This is a genomic window from Lentzea sp. CC55, from assembly GCF_021056325.1.
In the GTDB taxonomy this organism is placed as follows: Bacteria; Actinomycetota; Actinomycetes; order Mycobacteriales; family Pseudonocardiaceae; genus Lentzea; species Lentzea jiangxiensis.
The window spans coordinates 62,852-78,637 of the sequence record NZ_JAJCXE010000005.1; the positions used below are offsets into that span (position 1 = coordinate 62,852).

Here is a 15,786-nt window from a genome sequence, read left to right on the forward strand (position 1 = left end):
TGGGTCATGACTTCCCTCCGCTGACGGAGACGATCGAGCCGTGACCCGCGCCGAGCGTGGCGCGGACGGTCACGTCACCCGAGTTGGTGGGCAGCCAGATGACGCCCTCGGGCAGGTCGTCGGTCTCGACCGGGAGCGTGATCGCGCCGCGCTCCGTGGAGACCGTCACGTGGCCGCCGGTCTCCAGGCCGAACTGCGCCGCGGTGGTCTCCGCGACCTTCGCGACGACCGGGCGGGCCGTGCCGGCGAGGTGCGGCTCGTCGACCTGCAGCGAGCCGTTGCCGATCAGGCGGTGCCACGTGGCGAGCACGGCCTGGCCGGGACCGGCCGGGGACACCAGCGGCGCGGCGACGTTCAGCGAGGAGCCGGTGACGGCGCCCTCGCCGAGGCGGGCCAGGTCGGCGGCCGAGGCGGCGGGCGTCTGCGTGAACAGGTCCGCGTCCATCTCCACCGCGAGGGTGTCGAGCACGCGGCAGTCCGGCAGCGAGCCGGTGCCCTCGAGCGTGGTGCCGAACTCGCGGCGGCGGCCCTCCCAGTTGAGGTAGCTGCCGGCCTTCTCGACCGCCGGGGCGATCGGGAGCACGACGTCCGCGTGCGCGGTGACCGCGCTCGGCCGCAGCTCCAGGCTCACGATGAAGCCGGCGCCGGCCAGGGCCTGCTCGGCCAGCACGGGGTCGGGCAGGTCGAACGGGTCGACGCCACCGACCACCAGGCCGGACAGCTGACCGCTCGCGGCGGCCTCGAGGATGCCGGTGGTGTCGCGGCCGGGCGTCGCGGGCAGCGAGCCCTCCTCGACGCCCCAGGTGCGCTCGACCTCCAGGCGTGCCGCGGCGTTCGCGACGTGACGGCCACCGGGCAGCAGGTTCGGCGTGGCACCGACCGCGAGCGCACCGCGCTCGCCGGCACGGCGCGGGATCCACGCGACCTTCGCGCCGGTGCGCTCGGCCAGCCGGGCGACCGCGGTGAACGCGCCGGGGATCACGGCGGCGCGTTCGCCGACGAGGATCACCGCACCGGGCTTGGACAGCAGCTCGACGACGTCGGCCGCGTGGTCCGGCAGCGCGTTGATCGCGTTCGCCTCGGCACCGGGCACGCAGGCGAGCAGCGTGCCGAGCGTCTTCTCCACGGCCGGGGTCGTGAACTGACCGAGGTGGAAGACCTTGGTGCCCTTGCGGGCGGCCTTGCGCAGGCGCAGGAAGACGATCGGCGCCTCTTCCTCCGGCTCGAACGCGACCAGCAGCGCGGCCGGTGCGGACTCGATGCCCCCGAACGTGACGCCGTTGTCCGGGTTGGTGAACACCGTGGTGCCGGACAGGAACTCCAGCTCCTCGGCGCTGTGCGGCCGGGCGCGGAAGTCGATGTCGTTGGTGCGCAACGCGATCCGGGCGAACTTCGAGTACGCGTAGGCGTCCTCGACGGTCAGCCGGCCACCGGTCAGCACACCGACGCCGTTCGCCTCGCGGGCCGCCGTCAGACCGGCCGCCGCGACCTGCAGCGCCTCGGTCCAGGACGACTCGCGCAGCTCACCGGTCTCCGCGTCGCGCACCAGCGGCCGCTTGATGCGGTCGGCCGTCGTGGCGTAGCGGAAGGCGAACCGGCCCTTGTCGCAGATCCACTCCTCGTTGACCTGCGGGTCGTCGCCGGCGAGCTTGCGCTGCACCTTGCCGCGCCGCCAGTCGGTGCGCTCGGCGCAGCCCGACGAGCAGTGCTCGCAGACGCTCGGCGTCGACACGAGGTCGAACGGACGGGCGCGGAACCGGTAGGCGGCACTGGTGAGGGCACCGACCGGGCAGATCTGGATGGTGTTGCCGGAGAAGTAGCTCTGGAACGGCTTCTCCGGCGCCGTGCCGATCTGCTGCAGCGCACCGCGCTCCAGCAGCTCGATGAACGGGTCGCCGGCGATCTGCGCGGAGAACCGGGTACAGCGCTGGCAGAGCACGCAGCGTTCGCGGTCGAGCAGCACCTGCGTGGAGATGTTGATCGGCTTCGGGAACGTGCGCTTGCGCTCGTGGAAGCGGGAGTCGCTGCGGCCGTGGGCGATCGCCTGGTTCTGCAGCGGGCACTCACCGCCCTTGTCGCAGACCGGGCAGTCCAGCGGGTGGTTGATGAGCAGCAGCTCCATCACACCCTGCTGGGCCTTGTCCGCGACCGGCGAGGTCAGCTGGGTCTTCACGACCATGCCGTCCGCGACCGTCATCGTGCAGGAGGCCTGCGGCTTCGGCATCGGCCGGCCGCCCATCTCGACCTCGACGAGGCACTGGCGGCAGGCGCCCGCGGGCTCCAGCAGCGGGTGGTCGCAGAAGCGCGGGATGACCGTGCCGAGGCGCTCGGCGGTGCGGATCAGCAGCTCTCCCTTGGGAGCGACCACCTCCACACCGTCGATGACGAGCTTGACGTGACCCTCGGGCACGACGAGCTCGGTTGCGTTGGGCTTGTCAGGCGCGATGGTCATGCGTTCGCTCCAGCCAGGACCTTGGAGTTCTGGTCGCACAGAGCCAGGAACTCGTCCTTGAAGTACTTGATGCCACTGGTGATCGGGCTGACCGCACCGTCACCGAGCGCGCAGAAGGAACGGCCGAGGATGTTGTCGCAGACGTCGAGCAACGTGTCGATGTCGCTCGCCGTGCCGTTGCCCGCCACCATCCGCTGCAGGATCTGCACGAGCCAGTACGTGCCCTCGCGGCACGGCGTGCACTTGCCGCACGACTCGTGCTTGTAGAACTCCGTCCACTTCATGACGGCCCACGGCACGGACACGGTCTCGTTGAAGATCTGGATCGCGGTCGTGCCGAGCATCGAGCCCGCCTCGGCCGCGCCCTCGAAGTCCAGCGGCACGTCGAGGTGCTCCGCCGTGAACAGCGGGGTGGACGAGCCACCCGGCGTCCAGAACTTCAGCGGGATGCCGTCCTTCATGCCCCCGGCCATGTCGAGCAGCTGCCGCAGGGTCGTGCCCATCGGCGCCTCGTACTGGCCGGGGTTCGTCACGTGGCCGGACAGCGAGTAGATCTTCGGACCGGGCGACCGGTCGCGGCCCATCGCGCGGAACCAGTCGGCGCCGCCGTTGACGATGAAGGGAACCGACGCGATCGTCTCGACGTTGTTCACCACGGTGGGCGACGCGTAGAGGCCCGAGGTCGCGGGGAACGGCGGCTTGAGCCGCGGCTGGCCGCGACGGCCCTCCAGCGAGTCGAGCAGCGCGGTCTCCTCGCCGCAGATGTACGCGCCGGCGCCCGCGTGGACGACGACGTCCAGGTCGAACCCGCTGCCGAGGATGTCCTTGCCCAGGTAGCCCTTGGCGTACGCCTCGCGCACCGCCGCGTTGAGGCGGCGGATGCAGTGCAGGACCTCGCCGCGGACGTAGATCGCCGCGAAGTTCGCGCGGATCGCGTACGACGTGATGATCACGCCCTCGATCAGCGAGTGCGGGTCCGCCATCATCGTGGGGATGTCCTTGCAGGTTCCCGGCTCGCCCTCGTCGGCGTTGATGACGAGGTAGTGCGGCTTGCCGTCGCCCTGCGGGATGAAGCCCCACTTCATGCCGGTGGGGAACCCCGCGCCGCCGCGGCCGCGCAGCCCGGAGTCCTTGCACTGCTGGATGAGCTGGTCCGGGTGGGCCTTCAGCGCCTTGGGCAGGGCGGTGTAGCCACCGGTGCGCTCGTAGGTCTCGATCGTCCAGGACCGGGGCTCGGTCCAGCGCTTGGTGAGGACGGGAGTCAGCGGGTCGACCATCTTGTGCCCCCTACTTCTTTTCCGGCAGGGCCGGGAACTCGGCGTTGTCCGGCATGGCCGGCGCGTCCCAGCCGCGTTCCTGGGCGATCTTCGCGCCGCGCAGCGACTCCGGAGCCGCCGACGGGCCGTCGAGGTCCGCGTCGCGGCCCTCGAAGAACCCGGCGAGCTGCAGCTCGGCCTGCTTGAAGTCGGTGAGCGGGGCGCCGCGGGTGGGGTCGGGCTTCTCCCCCGCCTGCAACGCCTTCACGAGTCCCAGCGCCTTCTCGGGCGTCTGGTTGTCGTAGAACTCGTAGTTCACCTGCAGCACAGGGCCGAGGTCGCACGCGGCGAGGCACTCGGCGTGCTCCAGCGTGATCGAGCCCGGCGTGCCCGGCTCGCCCGCGGTCTCCTCGTGGCCCACGCCGAGGTGGCTCTTGAGCGTCGAGTAGATCTCGTCGCCGCCCAGCGCCGCGCACAGCGTGTTGGTGCAGACGCTCACGAGGTGCTCACCGCACGGGCGGCGCTTGTACATCGTGTAGAACGTCGCGACCGCGCTGACCTCGGCCTCGGTCAGGTCGAGCTGCCCGGCGCAGAACCGGATGCCGTCCTGGGAGACGTAGCCCTCCACCGACTGCACCAGGTGCAGCATCGGCAGCAGGGCGCTGCGGGCCTGCGGGTAGCGGGCGATGATCGCCTGCGCGCGGTCCACGGCGGTCTGGTCGAACGTGGTGTTCTCAGCTGCCTGGGTCATCGGTCGCAACCACCCATCACCGGGTCGATCGAGGCGACGGCGGCGATCACGTCGGCGACCATGCCGCCCTCGCACATCGCGGGCATCGACTGGAGGTTCACGAAACTGGGCTCGCGCAGGTGCACGCGCATCGGCCTCGTGCCGCCGTCGGAGACGAGGTGGTAGCCCAGCTCGCCGCGCGGCGACTCGACCGGCACGTACACCTGGCCGGCCGGCACCTTGAAGCCCTCGGTCACCAGCTTGAAGTGGTGGATCAGGGACTCCATGGACTGGCCCATGATCTTGCGGACGTGCTCGAGCGAGTTGCCCATGCCGTCGCTGCCGATCGTGAGCTGCGCGGGCCACGCGATCTTCGCGTCTTCCACCATCACCGGACCGGTCGGCAGGTTCTTCACGACCTGCTTGATGATCTTCAGCGACTGGTGCATCTCCTCGAGGCGCAGCAGGTACCGCGCGAAGCAGTCCGCCGCGTTCGAGGTGGGCACGTCGAAGCTGTAGTTCTCGTAGCCGCTGTACGGCTCGATCTTGCGCAGGTCCCAGGCGAGGCCGGCGGAGCGCAGGATCGGGCCGGTGATGCCGAGCGCGAGGCACGCGTCGACGGGCAGGTAGCCCACGCCCGCGAGGCGGTTGCGCCAGATCGGCTGGCCGGTGAGCAGCTTGTCGTAGTCCGGGAGGCGCTTCTCCATGACCTTGACGAACGCGGTGATCTTCTCGACCGCGTCGTCCGGCAGGTCCTGCGCGAGACCGCCGGGCCGGATGAACGCGTGGTTCATCCGCAGACCGGTGAGGTGCTCCAGCAGGTGCAGCGCCTCTTCACGCTCGCGGAAGCCGGAGGTCATGCCCGTGAGGGCGCCGAGCTCCATGCCGCCGGTGGCGAGCGCGACGAGGTGCGAGCTGATGCGGTTGATCTCCATCAGCAGCACGCGGATCGCCTGCGCCTTGTCCGGCACCGTGATGCCGAGCAGCTTCTCGACGCCCATGCAGTACGCGGCCTCGTGGTGCAGCGGCGCCAGGTAGTCGGTGCGCGTGACGAACGTGACGCCCTGGACCCAGGTCCGGTACTCGCAGTTCTTCTCGATACCCGTGTGCAGGTACCCGATGACGCTGCGGGCGTGGGTCACCGTCTCGCCCTCGAGCTCCAGCACCAGGCGGAGCACGCCGTGAGTCGAGGGGTGCTGCGGGCCGAGGTTCATGACGATGCGCTCGTCGTGGACCGCGTCCGCGAGGACCTCGTCCCAGTCGCCGCCGGTCACCGTGTAGACGGTGCCCTCGGTGGTCTTCCGGGAGTCCGCGACCTCGGGGGCCTCGGGGGTCCCGTTGGTCCTCCCGGAGTCCGCGACCTGCGGGGCCTCGGTGCTGGTCTTGACGTCGTCCGTGCTGTCGCTACCGGTCGCGCTGGTGTTCGTCCCGGTGGTGAAGTCCGAAAGCCGCTCGGTCATGAGTACGACCGCCTCTGGTCCGGCGGAGGGATCTCCGCGCCCTTGTACTCGACCGGGATGCCGCCCAGCGGGTAGTCCTTGCGCTGCGGGTGGCCGTCCCAGTCGTCCGGCATGAGGATGCGGGTCAGTCCGGGGTGACCGTCGTAGATGATCCCGAACATGTCCCAGGTCTCGCGCTCCTGCCAGTCCGCCGTCGGGTAGACCTCGACGAGGCTCGGCACGTGCGGGTGCTCGACGTCGACCGCGACCTCCAGCCGGATGCGGCGGCGGTACGTCATCGACGTCAGGTGCGTGACCGAGTGCAGGCGCTGCGGCACGTCGGCGCCGTAGTCCACACCGGACACCGAGCTGCAGAGCTCGAAGCGCAGCGCCGGGGTGTCGCGGCAGATGCGCGCCACCTCCAGCAGCGTCTCCGGCCTGAGGTAGAAGGTGATCTCGCCGCGGTCGACCGTCACCTGCTGCACCGTGTCGGTGGGCAGGCCCTTGTCGGCGATGGCGGCGAACAGCTCGTCCGCGACCTCGTCGAACCAGCCGCCGAACGGGCGCTCGGACGGAGCCGCCACGTGGGCGGGCAGGCGCAGGCCGCCGAAGCCGGACGTGTCACCGGAGCCGGTGACGCCGAACAGGCCCTTGCGCTCCTTGCCCGCGAGGATCGGCGCCTTGGCCTTCGCCTCGTCCCCGTTGGTCTTCTCGAGGTCCTCTCCCGCGCGGTTGTTGACGCTGGAGTGCTCTCCCCCTGGCTCGGTCACTTCTTCCTCGCAAAACGCTCGGACGACGGGATGAGATCGGTGCGGTGGCCCGAGTCGGCGAGCGCCTTGGCGCGCACGGCGCCCAGCGGCTCGTCCATGATCTTGGCGTGGATCTTGAGGATCGCGTCCATCAGCATCTCCGGCCGCGGCGGGCAGCCCGGCAGGTACATGTCGACGGGCACGACGTGGTCGACGCCCTGCACCACCGCGTAGTTGTTGAACATGCCGCCGCTGCTGGCGCACACGCCCATGGCCAGCACCCAGCGCGGCTCGGGCATCTGGTCGTAGATCTGCCGCAGGACCGGCGCCATCTTGTTGGTGACGCGACCCGCGACGATCATCAGGTCCGCCTGGCGCGGTGAGGCGCGGAAGACCTCCATGCCGAAGCGGGCGAGGTCGTAGCGCGGACCACCCGTCGTCATCATCTCGATGGCGCAGCAGGCCAGGCCGAAGGTGGCAGGCCAGAGCGAGGACTTGCGGGTCCAGTTGACCAGCTTCTCGACGCTGACCAGCAGGATGCCGTTCGGGAGCTTCTCCTCGAGACCCATGACTTCCTCAGTTCCAGTCGAGGCCGCCGCGACGCCACACGTAGACGTACGCGAAGCCGACCGTGGCGACGAACAGGACGATCTCCACCAGCCCGAACAGGCCGAGCTTGTCGGCGGCCACGGCGAACGGGTAGAGGAAGACCATTTCGATGTCGAACAGGATGAACAGCATCGCCGTCAGGTAGTAGGCGACGGGCATGCGCCCTCCACCCACGACCGGCTGCGGGCTCGGCTCGATGCCGCACTCGTACGCGTCGAGCTTCGCCTTGTTGTAGCGGCGGGGGCCGATGTAGGGAGCTGCGGTCACCGAGAACAGTGCGAACGCCCCGGCAAGCGCGAACATCAATACGAGGGGGAGGTAAGGGTCAAGCACGCTCCGTCGTCCTTTCCTCGCGTGTCGAGGCGCACCCTAAGGGTGTAGATCTGCCAGTCGTTTGTTAGGCGGACCTAACAAACGCTTGTGAAACAGTTCACAAGCTTGATCACACTGTTGTGAAGTGATTCACAAGCTCGATCGCCAGTGTAGAACGCCTGTAAATGACCTAGGTCACAGGGTCTGACCAGGACCTTTAACGTGATGGACACAAACGAAACGGCACCGGCTCGTATTGAGCCGGTGCCGTCACCTATTCGGAGTAATTTATGCGGTCGGAGCGAGCTTCGTCGCGGCCACGATCAGCTTGTCCATTGCGTCGCCGTCCTTGGGGTCGTAGAGGCCCGCCAGGAGCTTGAGCACGAGTTTCATCAGGCGTTTCCGCGGCATTCCGTACTTCGTTGCGGTCCGCATGATCGCCGGGTTGCCGATGAGCTTCGAGAAGACGTTCCCGAGCCGGTAGTAACTGCCGAGCGCCTCCTCGATCCGGACCGGGTAGCCGTGCAGCGCCCGTTCACGGTTGACGCCGGTCCGCGCGAGGGCCTGGACGATCGACTCGCTCGCGATCTTGGCCGACTCCATGGCGTAGCCGATGCCCTCGCCGTTGAACGGGTTGACCATGCCGCCGGCGTCGCCGACGAGCACGAGCCCGGCCCGGTAGTGCGGCTTGCGGTTGAGGCCCATCGGCAGCGCGGCGCCCCCGATGCGGCTCGTCGCGTTCTCCTCGCGGAAGCCCCACTCCTCCGGCGTCGCGTCGAGCCAGCTGCGCAGGAGCTGGCGGTAGTCGGTGGTGCCGTAGGCCTTCGAGGTGCTGAGGATGCCCAGGCCGACGTTCACGCTGCCGTCGCCCATGCCGAAGATCCAGCCGTAGCCGGGCAGCAGCTGGCCGTCCGGCGCCCACAGCTCGAGGTGCGACTCGAGGTAGTCGTCCTTGGTGCGCGGGCTGTTGTAGTACCGGCGGACCGCGACGCCCATGGGCTTGGCGTCGTCCTTCTGCAGGCCGACGGAGAGAGCCAGCCTGGCGCTCACCCCGTCGCAGCCCACGACGATCGGGGCCCGGTAGGTGACCGGGTTCCTCTCCGGCCCCTGCTTGCCCTCCACGCCCACGACCCGGCCGTTCTCGACGATGGCCTTCGTGACGGTCGTGTGCTCGTGCATGCGCGCGCCGGCAGCCTTCGCGGCGTTCGCGAGCATCTCGTCGAAGTCCATGCGCGGGCGGACCACGCCGTAGTTCGGGAAGGTCGCCAGGTCCGGCCAGTCGAGCTCCATCGTGACGCCGCCGCCGACCACGCGCAGACCCTTGTTGTGCAGCCAGCCGTTGCTTTCGCGGGTGTCGATGCCCAGGTCGATGAGCTGCTTGACGCCTCGGGGGGTCAGGCCGTCGCCGCAGACCTTCTCCCTGGGGAAGGTGCTCTTCTCCAGCAGGAGGACGTCGAGGCCCGCCCTGGCCAGGTAGGTCGCCGCGGTCGAGCCCGCGGGTCCCGCGCCCACCACGATGACGTCGGCGTCCTCGTTGATCCCGCGCCTGCTCATCCAGACTCCCTAACGTGTGCCGTGACTCCTCCGCGACTCTAACCGGAGTCCGCTGAGACCAGCGCCGCCAGTCGCTGCCGCAGGTCGGGCGCGCGGTGGTCGCCGCGTTCCTCCAGCACCCGCAGCGCTTCCCGCCAGCACTCCAGCGCCCGCGCGGTGTCGCCGAGGTGCCGCAGGGACTCGCCGAGGAGGTCGAGCCGCAGCGCGTGGTTGCGGGGGTTGTCGTGGTGGTCCTCGCAGGCCAGCGCCCGTTCGCACAGCTCGGCGGCTTCGGCGTGGGCTCCCGCGACCTGCCTCGCCCGTGCCATCGCCTGCCACGCGAAGCTCCGGTGGCTGTCCGTCTCGCCGAGCAGGCGCAGGCTCCGTTCCGCGTGCGCGAGCGCCCGCTCGTGATCACCGAGGCCCGCGTGCGCCGCGCTGAGGCAGAACTCGATGAAGCTGCGCCTCTTGGCGCCGCGCGGACGAACGGCCAGCGCCTCGTGGAGGTGGGTTAGCGCGTCGGCGTGCCATCCCACCTCCACCGCCACCCAGCCGAGGTGTACGCACACCTCCGCGATCAGCTCCGTGTCGCCGAGCTCTCGCGCGGTCACCGCGTTGGCGCGGTACACCTCTTCGGCACGCCGCCAGTCGCCGACGACGCACCACAGCTGGCCGAGGCTCTGCGCCATCAGGCACTGCGCCCGCCGGTCGCCGAGCGCCGCGGCGGCGCGCACCCCGATGCCGCACACCTCCAGCGCCTCGTCGAACCGGCCGACCAGGGCCAGCTGGGCGGAGGCGACGTCACCGAGCAGCATCGCGATCATCGGCAGGTTGTGGCGCTCCGCGGCCCGCACGTACGTGGCGGCGTTGCCGAACTCGGCTTCCACCCAGGCCCACGCGTCCGCCTTGCCGTCGAACCGCAGCTCCAGGCGTGGACTGGTGACGATCTGAGCGCCGGCGTGCAGGTCGGCGTACTCGGGGAAGAGCGTCAGGAACGCCTTCCTGGCGTGGTGGGCGACCCAGTCGAGCAGCCGGTGCACCGCCTCGTCCCGGTCCTCGTCCCGCTCGGCGAGGTCGGCGGCGTACGCCCGGAGCAGGTCGTGGCAGGTGTACCGGTCCTTGCCGGCCGGTTCGACCAGGTGCTGGGCGGCGAGCCCGGCCAGCAGCGTGCGCGCGGTGTGCGGTTCGACGTCGCACAGCACGGCGGAGGTGAGCACGCCGAAGCTCTCCACCGGCAGGAGTCCGATCCGCCGGAACAGCAGCGCCTCCTCCGGCCGCAGCCGCCGGTAGGACCAGTCGAAGACGGTCCGCACCGCCTGCTGCTCGTCGTCCGGGACGCTCAGCACCTCCCACCGCTGCGCCCGCAGTTCCGCCACGAGCTGCGCGACCGTGAGGTGCGGGGTCGTGGCGACGCGTCCGGCCGCGATCCGCAGCGCCAGCGGCAGCCGTGCGCACGCGTCGACCAGTTCGGCGACGGCGGCGGTCTCGGCGGGCCGCTTCAGCACCGCGCCGACCAGCTCCCGCGCCTCGGAGTCGCTGAGCAGCGGCAACGGGATGCGCACCGCTCCCTCGCCGATCTCCAGCCCCACCAGGTCGGACCGGCTCGTCACCACCACGCAGCCGGGACCGGCGGGCAGCAGCGGGCGCAGCTGTCCCGCGCCGTTGGCGTTGTCGAGCACGACCAGCACGCGCCGGTCGGCCAGCAGCGACCGGTAGAGCGCGGCACGGGCCTCCTGGCGCGGCGGGACCCGTTCCGGCGGGATCCCGAGGGCGACGAGGAAGTCGGCCAGGACGTCGCCGGGGGCGACCGGTCCGCCGGGTCCGTAGCCGCGCAGGTTCACGTACAGGGTGCCGTCGGGGAAGTGCCGCTGGGCCTCCCGCGCCCACCTGAGCACCAGGGACGTCTTGCCCACCCCCGCGGTGCCGACCACGGCGGCGAGCACGGTGGTGCCGGTGTCGAGCGCGGTGGTCAGCCGGTCGAGGACGGCCAGGTGCCCGGCGCGGCCGACGAAGCCGGGTGAGGCGAACGGCAGCTGCCTCGGAACCGCAGGCCGGTCCGGCACCGCACCCACGGACAGGTGCGCGACGTACGCCGCCTGCACGGCGTTGCCGTGGTTCTCACCGAGGTCGTTCGTGTGCACACGACCCAGTGTGACGTGGTGCGGCGGCCGGATCAGCCGTCGTTCCGGGTGACCTTCGGCTTCGTGGCGCGGTGCAGCGCCACCATGCCGCCGGTCAGGTTGAACCAGGCCACGTCCTCCCAGCCCGCCTGCGAGATCAGCTCGCCCAGCGCGCGCTGGTCCGGCCAGCTGGCCATGGATTCGGCCAGGTAGGAGTAGGCGACCGGGTTCGACGACACGAACTTCGCGATGAGGGGGAGGAGTTTGAGCAGGTAGCGCATGTAGACGAAGCGGAACGGCCTCCACACCGGGGTGGAGACCTCGCAGATGACCATGCGTCCGCCCGGCTTCGTCACGCGGGCCATCTCACGCAGGGCGGCGACGGTGTCGTTGAAGTTGCGGATGCCGAAGGAGACGGTGACGGCGTCGAAGGACTCGTCCTTGAAGGGCAGGCGGAGGGCGTCCGCGGCCACCTTCGGCACGCGGCGGTGGGAGCCCGAGGCGAGCATGCCCACGGAGAAGTCCGCCGCCACGCACCAGGCGCCCGAGGCGGCGTACTCGACGGTGGAGACCGCGGTGCCCGCGGCGAGGTCGAGGACCCTCTCGCCGGGGCGGGCGTCGAGGACCCGCCTGCTCCACTCCCGCCAGCGGCGGTCGAAGCCCAGCGTCATGACCGAGTTCGTGCGGTCGTAGCCCTTGGCCACGCCGTCGAACATCTCGGCTACCTCGCGGGGGTTCTTGTCCAGGCCGGCTCGCGACATGCTCCCAGACTAGGTCAGCGTCCCTGAGATCATCTCCAGGGCACCTTCAGCGCGGCGAGCATGCCGGTGACGGCGGTGTGCCACGGGTACTGCTCGGCGCGGGCCCTCGCGGCCTCCCGCGAGCCCGTCGCCAGCAGGTGCCGGGCCGCCGTCGCGAAGGCCGCGGCGTGGTCGGGGACGGCGGCGCCGCACGAGGGCTGCACGATCTCCTTCAGGGCGCTGCTCCTGCTGACGACCACCGGTGTGCCGCTGGCCAATGCCTCCAGCGCGGCCAGGCCGAACGTCTCGTGCGGGCCCGGCGCCAGGGAGAGGTCGGCCGAGGCGAGGAGGGTCGCCACGTCCGAACGGGACTTCACGAAGCCCAGGAACGTCACCGGCAGGCCGGCCGCGCGCTTCTCCAGGGCGGCGCGCCGGGGGCCGTCGCCGGCGATCACGAGGCGGGCGGAGTGGCCCTGCTCGTGGAGCTCGGCGAGGGTGTCGACGGAGCGTTCGACGTGCTTCTCCGGTGACAGCCGTCCACAGTGGATCAGCAGGTTCTCGCTGCCCTGCAACAGGTCTCGCCGCAGGTCCGCGGAGTGGCGGGTCGGCGTGAACGTGGCGAGGTCCACTCCGAGCGGGACCCGGGTGACGTTCGTGGCGCCGATGCGGTCGAACTCCTCCCGAGCGAAGCCCGTCGTGCAGACCACGGTGTCGTAGGAGGCGGCCATGCGGCGGTTCGCCCAGTCCGCGGCCGTGACGGCCTGCGGTTCGGGGAGGACGAACCGGAGCAGGCGGTCCAGGCGTTCGTGGGAGATGACCACGTTCGGGATGTCCCGTTCGCCCGCCCACGCCCCCATGCCGCGCAGGGTCAGGCGGTCGGAGACCTCCAGGCGGTCCGGGCGGAGGTGGCCGACCAGCGTCTTCACCCGCCACGGGTCGACCACGCGGTAGCCGCCCGTGCACGGGATCTTGACCGCGGGCAGGGTGATGCGCCGGACCCCGCCGGGGAGCTCCTCGTCCGCGTGGCGCGAACCCGGTACGACCAGCACCACCTCGTGGCCCAGCTGCGCGTAGCCGGTGCCGAGGTGGTGCAGCGCTGTGCGGAGGCCGCCGGACTTCGGTCCGTAGAAGTTGGCGAGCTGGACGATCCTCAAGCGGCCGCCTGGTGGGTGAGTCCCATGACCGCCGCGTAGTGGCCCATCAGCTGCTCGCAGACCGCGGGCCACGTGCGGGTGAGCACCGACCTGCGGGCGGCGGCGCCGAACCGCCTGCGCAGCAGCGGGTCGCGCAGCAGGTCGACGTACCGGACGATGTCGTCCTCGAACAGGTACCCCGTGCGGCCGTGGCGCACCAGGTCGCGCGGGCCGCCCGCGTTCGGGGCCAGCACCGGCAGACCGGTGGCCAGGGCCTCCTGGACGGCTTGGCAGAACGTCTCGTGCGGACCGGTGTGGATGAAGACGTCCAACGACGCGTAGGCCTCCGCCAGCTCCTGGCCGGTGCGGAAGCCCAGGAACTCGGCGTCCGGCATGTCCGCCTCGAGCTGCTCGCGGTCCGGGCCGTCGCCGACGATCCGCAGCTTCACGTCGGGCAGCCCGTGCAGCTCCTTGAGCCGGTGGACCTGCTTCTCCGGGGCCAGGCGGCCGACGTAGCCGATGGTCAGCTCGTCGTTGTGCCTCGGCCGCGGGTGGAAGAGGTCGACGTCGACGCCGCGGCCCCAGCGGTGCACCCGCGGCACGCCGTGCCGCTCCAGCGCCTCGACCGCCGAGCTGGACGGTGCCAGGGTGCGGTCGGCGAGGGTGTGCAGGCGCTTGGTCCACCGCCACGCGGCGCGCTTGGTGAGGCCGAGGCCGTAGTTGCCCGCGAACCCGGCCACGTCGGTCTGGTAGACCGCCACGGTCGGCACGTCGAGCTTGCGCGCGGCTCTGAGGCCGTAGGCGCCCAGCACGAACGGCGACGCGAGGTGCACGACGTCGGGCTGGAAGCCGGCGAGGGCGTGCAGCACTCTCGGGCCCGGCACGCCGATGGGAAGGCTGGTCACCAGCGGCACGTCGACGGAGGGGACCCTGACGACGGGCGTGCCGTGGTGGTCGTCCGCGCCGGCGCCGGGCGCCACGACGAGCGCCTGGTGGCCGCCTCGGCGCAGGTGCTCCAGCACGCGGAGCACGGAGTTGGTGACGCCGTTCACCTGGGGCAGGAAGCTCTCGGTCACGATCGCTACTCGCACACCGCCACCCTGAGGTGCCCGCATGAAGTCCGCGTGACGCGGGATTTGACGCGGACGGAACACCTCACGTCGTGGCCAGGTGATCGTCGATTGGTCATCTGCGCTTCGGTTTCCGGACACACGACGCGGTGAAACTAGGCCAGCATGACCGTCTTGTCGTCCCGCCCCGCGCACCCGGTAGACCCCGGCCTGGTGTCCATCGCGCTGGAAGTGGCCGGTCGCCTGGCGAACGACGCCTCGGACGTCATCATGGCCACCGCCGGCCGCGGCGTGCGTCCGGACTCCGGCGAGTCCCCGTTCGACTGGGTCACCGACACCGACCGCACCCTGGAACGCCACACCCGCCGCGTGCTCACGGCGGAGTTCCCCTCGATCCCCGTGTTCTGCGAGAACACCGACGCCGACGTCCCCGGTGACTCGGAGTTCCGCTGGGTCGTCGACCCCGTGGACGGCACCGCGAACTACACGGCGGGCATGCCGTGGTGCGCCTACAGCCTCGCCCTGGTGGACCGCTGGGGCCCCGTCGTGGGCGTCGTCGCCGACCCGTACCGCTCGCAGATCTACGCCGCCGCGCGCGGCCGTGGCATGCGCGCGAACGGCACCCCGGTCCGCCTCACCGAACGCCAAGGCGACTCTCTTGTCGTGTGCACCGAGATGACGCGTACCGGTCCGTGGCCGGGCATGGGCGAATTCATCTCCACGGCCGCGATAGCCGGCACGGGCGTGCGCGTCCTCGGCTCGAAGTGCCTCGCCGTCGCACAAGTGGCGCTGGGTCACGTGGCCGCAGCCGTGCTGCACGGCTACCACGAGTGGGACGTCGCCGGTGCGGTGTCACTGGCCGTGGAGTCAGGGGCGGTCGTGCTCGACAGACGAGGCGAGGGTGCTCAACTGCCCGTTGACGGCTTACTGGTGGCGGCCCCGGACGCGGCCGACGAGGTGCTCGCCTGGTGGCAGTCGGCGCTTCAGGCCGACAGCTGAGGCAGCTGCTTCTCCAGGAACTCGAGGTGAGTGCGGGCCTCGTCCAGCTCGGGGTGGTCGAACATCTGCAGGGCGACGCGCCCGACCTCGTTCTCGAACTGGTGGAAGTCGTGCGTGGCCTTGAGCAACCGCTGGTAGACGGGGTGCTGCCGGTCGACGGCCCCCAGCGCCCGCCCGAGCTGCGCGATGCCGCGCACGTCGTCGAGCTCCCCGGCCAGCTGCTCGCTGATCCGCCGCAGCCACTCCTTGGCGGGCGAGTCCGGCACGGTCTGCACCGCGGCCGCCACCCGGCGCGTCGACTCGGCACAGCGTTCGACCAGGTCGGACCACATGTCGTAGGGCTGCTGCGGGATCGGCGGGTACATCGGGCGCGGCGCGGCGCGCGGCCGCTGCACCGAGCGGCGCAGAAAACCGACACCGGTGCCGATGACCGTGCCGGGAATGCCGCCGAACAGCAGGGCGACCATCACGATCGCGACGAACGTGACCAGGGCGGACGCGGGCGGCTTACCACTCGTGTTCGGCACGGCCAGGTCGATCGCCAGGGTGAGCGCGCCCATCAGCAGGGTGCCGATGCCGGCACCCCAGAGCGCTGAACGGGCCACAACCCCCATGCCACGTGATCGTGCCATGTTCTTCGACCG

General features: G+C 70.8%; 14 protein-coding genes. 1 reads left to right on the top strand and 13 read right to left on the bottom strand.

Annotated elements, in window-relative coordinates; translation table 11 throughout:
• Positions 1-4 precede the first annotated feature (4 nt).
• The 12 genes from L6E10_RS03850 to L6E10_RS03905 form a co-directional block, all read right to left on the bottom strand.
• Positions 5-2,452 carry an NADH-quinone oxidoreductase subunit G gene (locus L6E10_RS03850; protein ID WP_236216840.1) on the bottom strand — a complete coding sequence of 816 codons (2,448 nt, stop codon included), beginning with the start codon at positions 2,450-2,452 and terminating at the stop codon, positions 5-7.
• Complete coding sequence (gene nuoF / locus L6E10_RS03855; protein ID WP_236216842.1) at positions 2,449-3,729, bottom strand: NADH-quinone oxidoreductase subunit NuoF; 1,281 nt, start codon at positions 3,727-3,729, stop codon at positions 2,449-2,451. The genes L6E10_RS03850 and nuoF overlap by 4 nt, the downstream gene beginning before the upstream one ends.
• 10 nt (positions 3,730-3,739) lie before the next feature.
• Positions 3,740-4,459, bottom strand: coding sequence for an NADH-quinone oxidoreductase subunit NuoE (gene nuoE / locus L6E10_RS03860; RefSeq protein WP_236216844.1), 720 nt, complete (start codon positions 4,457-4,459; stop codon positions 3,740-3,742).
• A complete protein-coding gene (locus L6E10_RS03865) occupies positions 4,456-5,898 on the bottom strand; it encodes an NADH-quinone oxidoreductase subunit D (RefSeq protein WP_236216846.1) in 1,443 nt (480 codons plus the stop codon). The genes nuoE and L6E10_RS03865 overlap by 4 nt, the downstream gene beginning before the upstream one ends.
• The gene (locus tag L6E10_RS03870) at positions 5,895-6,647 is read right to left on the bottom strand and encodes an NADH-quinone oxidoreductase subunit C (protein ID WP_236216848.1); all 753 of its coding nucleotides are present in this window, start codon (positions 6,645-6,647) and stop codon (positions 5,895-5,897) included. The genes L6E10_RS03865 and L6E10_RS03870 overlap by 4 nt, the downstream gene beginning before the upstream one ends.
• A complete protein-coding gene (locus tag L6E10_RS03875) occupies positions 6,644-7,195 on the bottom strand; it encodes an NADH-quinone oxidoreductase subunit B family protein (RefSeq protein WP_090094637.1) in 552 nt (183 codons plus the stop codon). The genes L6E10_RS03870 and L6E10_RS03875 overlap by 4 nt, the downstream gene beginning before the upstream one ends.
• A gap of 7 nt (positions 7,196-7,202) precedes the next feature.
• Positions 7,203-7,568: an NADH-quinone oxidoreductase subunit A gene (locus L6E10_RS03880; protein WP_030478224.1), complete on the bottom strand. Its 366-nt coding sequence runs from the start codon at positions 7,566-7,568 to the stop codon at positions 7,203-7,205.
• Between the two features lie 267 nt (positions 7,569-7,835).
• Complete coding sequence (locus L6E10_RS03885) at positions 7,836-9,101, bottom strand: geranylgeranyl reductase family protein (protein WP_090094636.1); 1,266 nt, start codon at positions 9,099-9,101, stop codon at positions 7,836-7,838.
• A gap of 38 nt (positions 9,102-9,139) precedes the next feature.
• The gene (locus L6E10_RS03890; RefSeq protein ID WP_236216850.1) at positions 9,140-11,221 is read right to left on the bottom strand and encodes an AAA family ATPase; all 2,082 of its coding nucleotides are present in this window, start codon (positions 11,219-11,221) and stop codon (positions 9,140-9,142) included.
• Positions 11,222-11,253: 32 nt separating this feature from the next.
• On the bottom strand, positions 11,254-11,961 hold the full coding sequence (locus L6E10_RS03895; RefSeq protein WP_236216852.1) for a demethylmenaquinone methyltransferase: 708 nt from the start codon (positions 11,959-11,961) through the stop codon (positions 11,254-11,256).
• Between the two features lie 29 nt (positions 11,962-11,990).
• Complete coding sequence (locus L6E10_RS03900) at positions 11,991-13,094, bottom strand: glycosyltransferase (RefSeq protein WP_236216854.1); 1,104 nt, start codon at positions 13,092-13,094, stop codon at positions 11,991-11,993.
• Positions 13,091-14,164, bottom strand: a complete 1,074-nt coding sequence (locus L6E10_RS03905) for a glycosyltransferase family 1 protein (protein ID WP_236216856.1) — start codon at positions 14,162-14,164, stop codon at positions 13,091-13,093. Before L6E10_RS03905 ends, L6E10_RS03900 begins: the two co-directional genes overlap by 4 nt.
• 144 nt (positions 14,165-14,308) lie before the next feature.
• Between L6E10_RS03905 and L6E10_RS03910 the strand changes: the two genes are divergently transcribed.
• Entirely contained in the window at positions 14,309-15,142 is an 834-nt protein-coding gene (locus tag L6E10_RS03910) for an inositol monophosphatase (RefSeq protein ID WP_236216858.1), read from the top strand.
• Here the strand turns inward: L6E10_RS03910 and L6E10_RS03915 are convergent.
• Positions 15,127-15,756, bottom strand: a complete 630-nt coding sequence (locus L6E10_RS03915; RefSeq protein ID WP_236216860.1) for a hypothetical protein — start codon at positions 15,754-15,756, stop codon at positions 15,127-15,129. The two genes, L6E10_RS03910 and L6E10_RS03915, sit on opposite strands and share 16 nt — an antisense overlap.
• Positions 15,757-15,786: the final 30 nt, after the last annotated feature.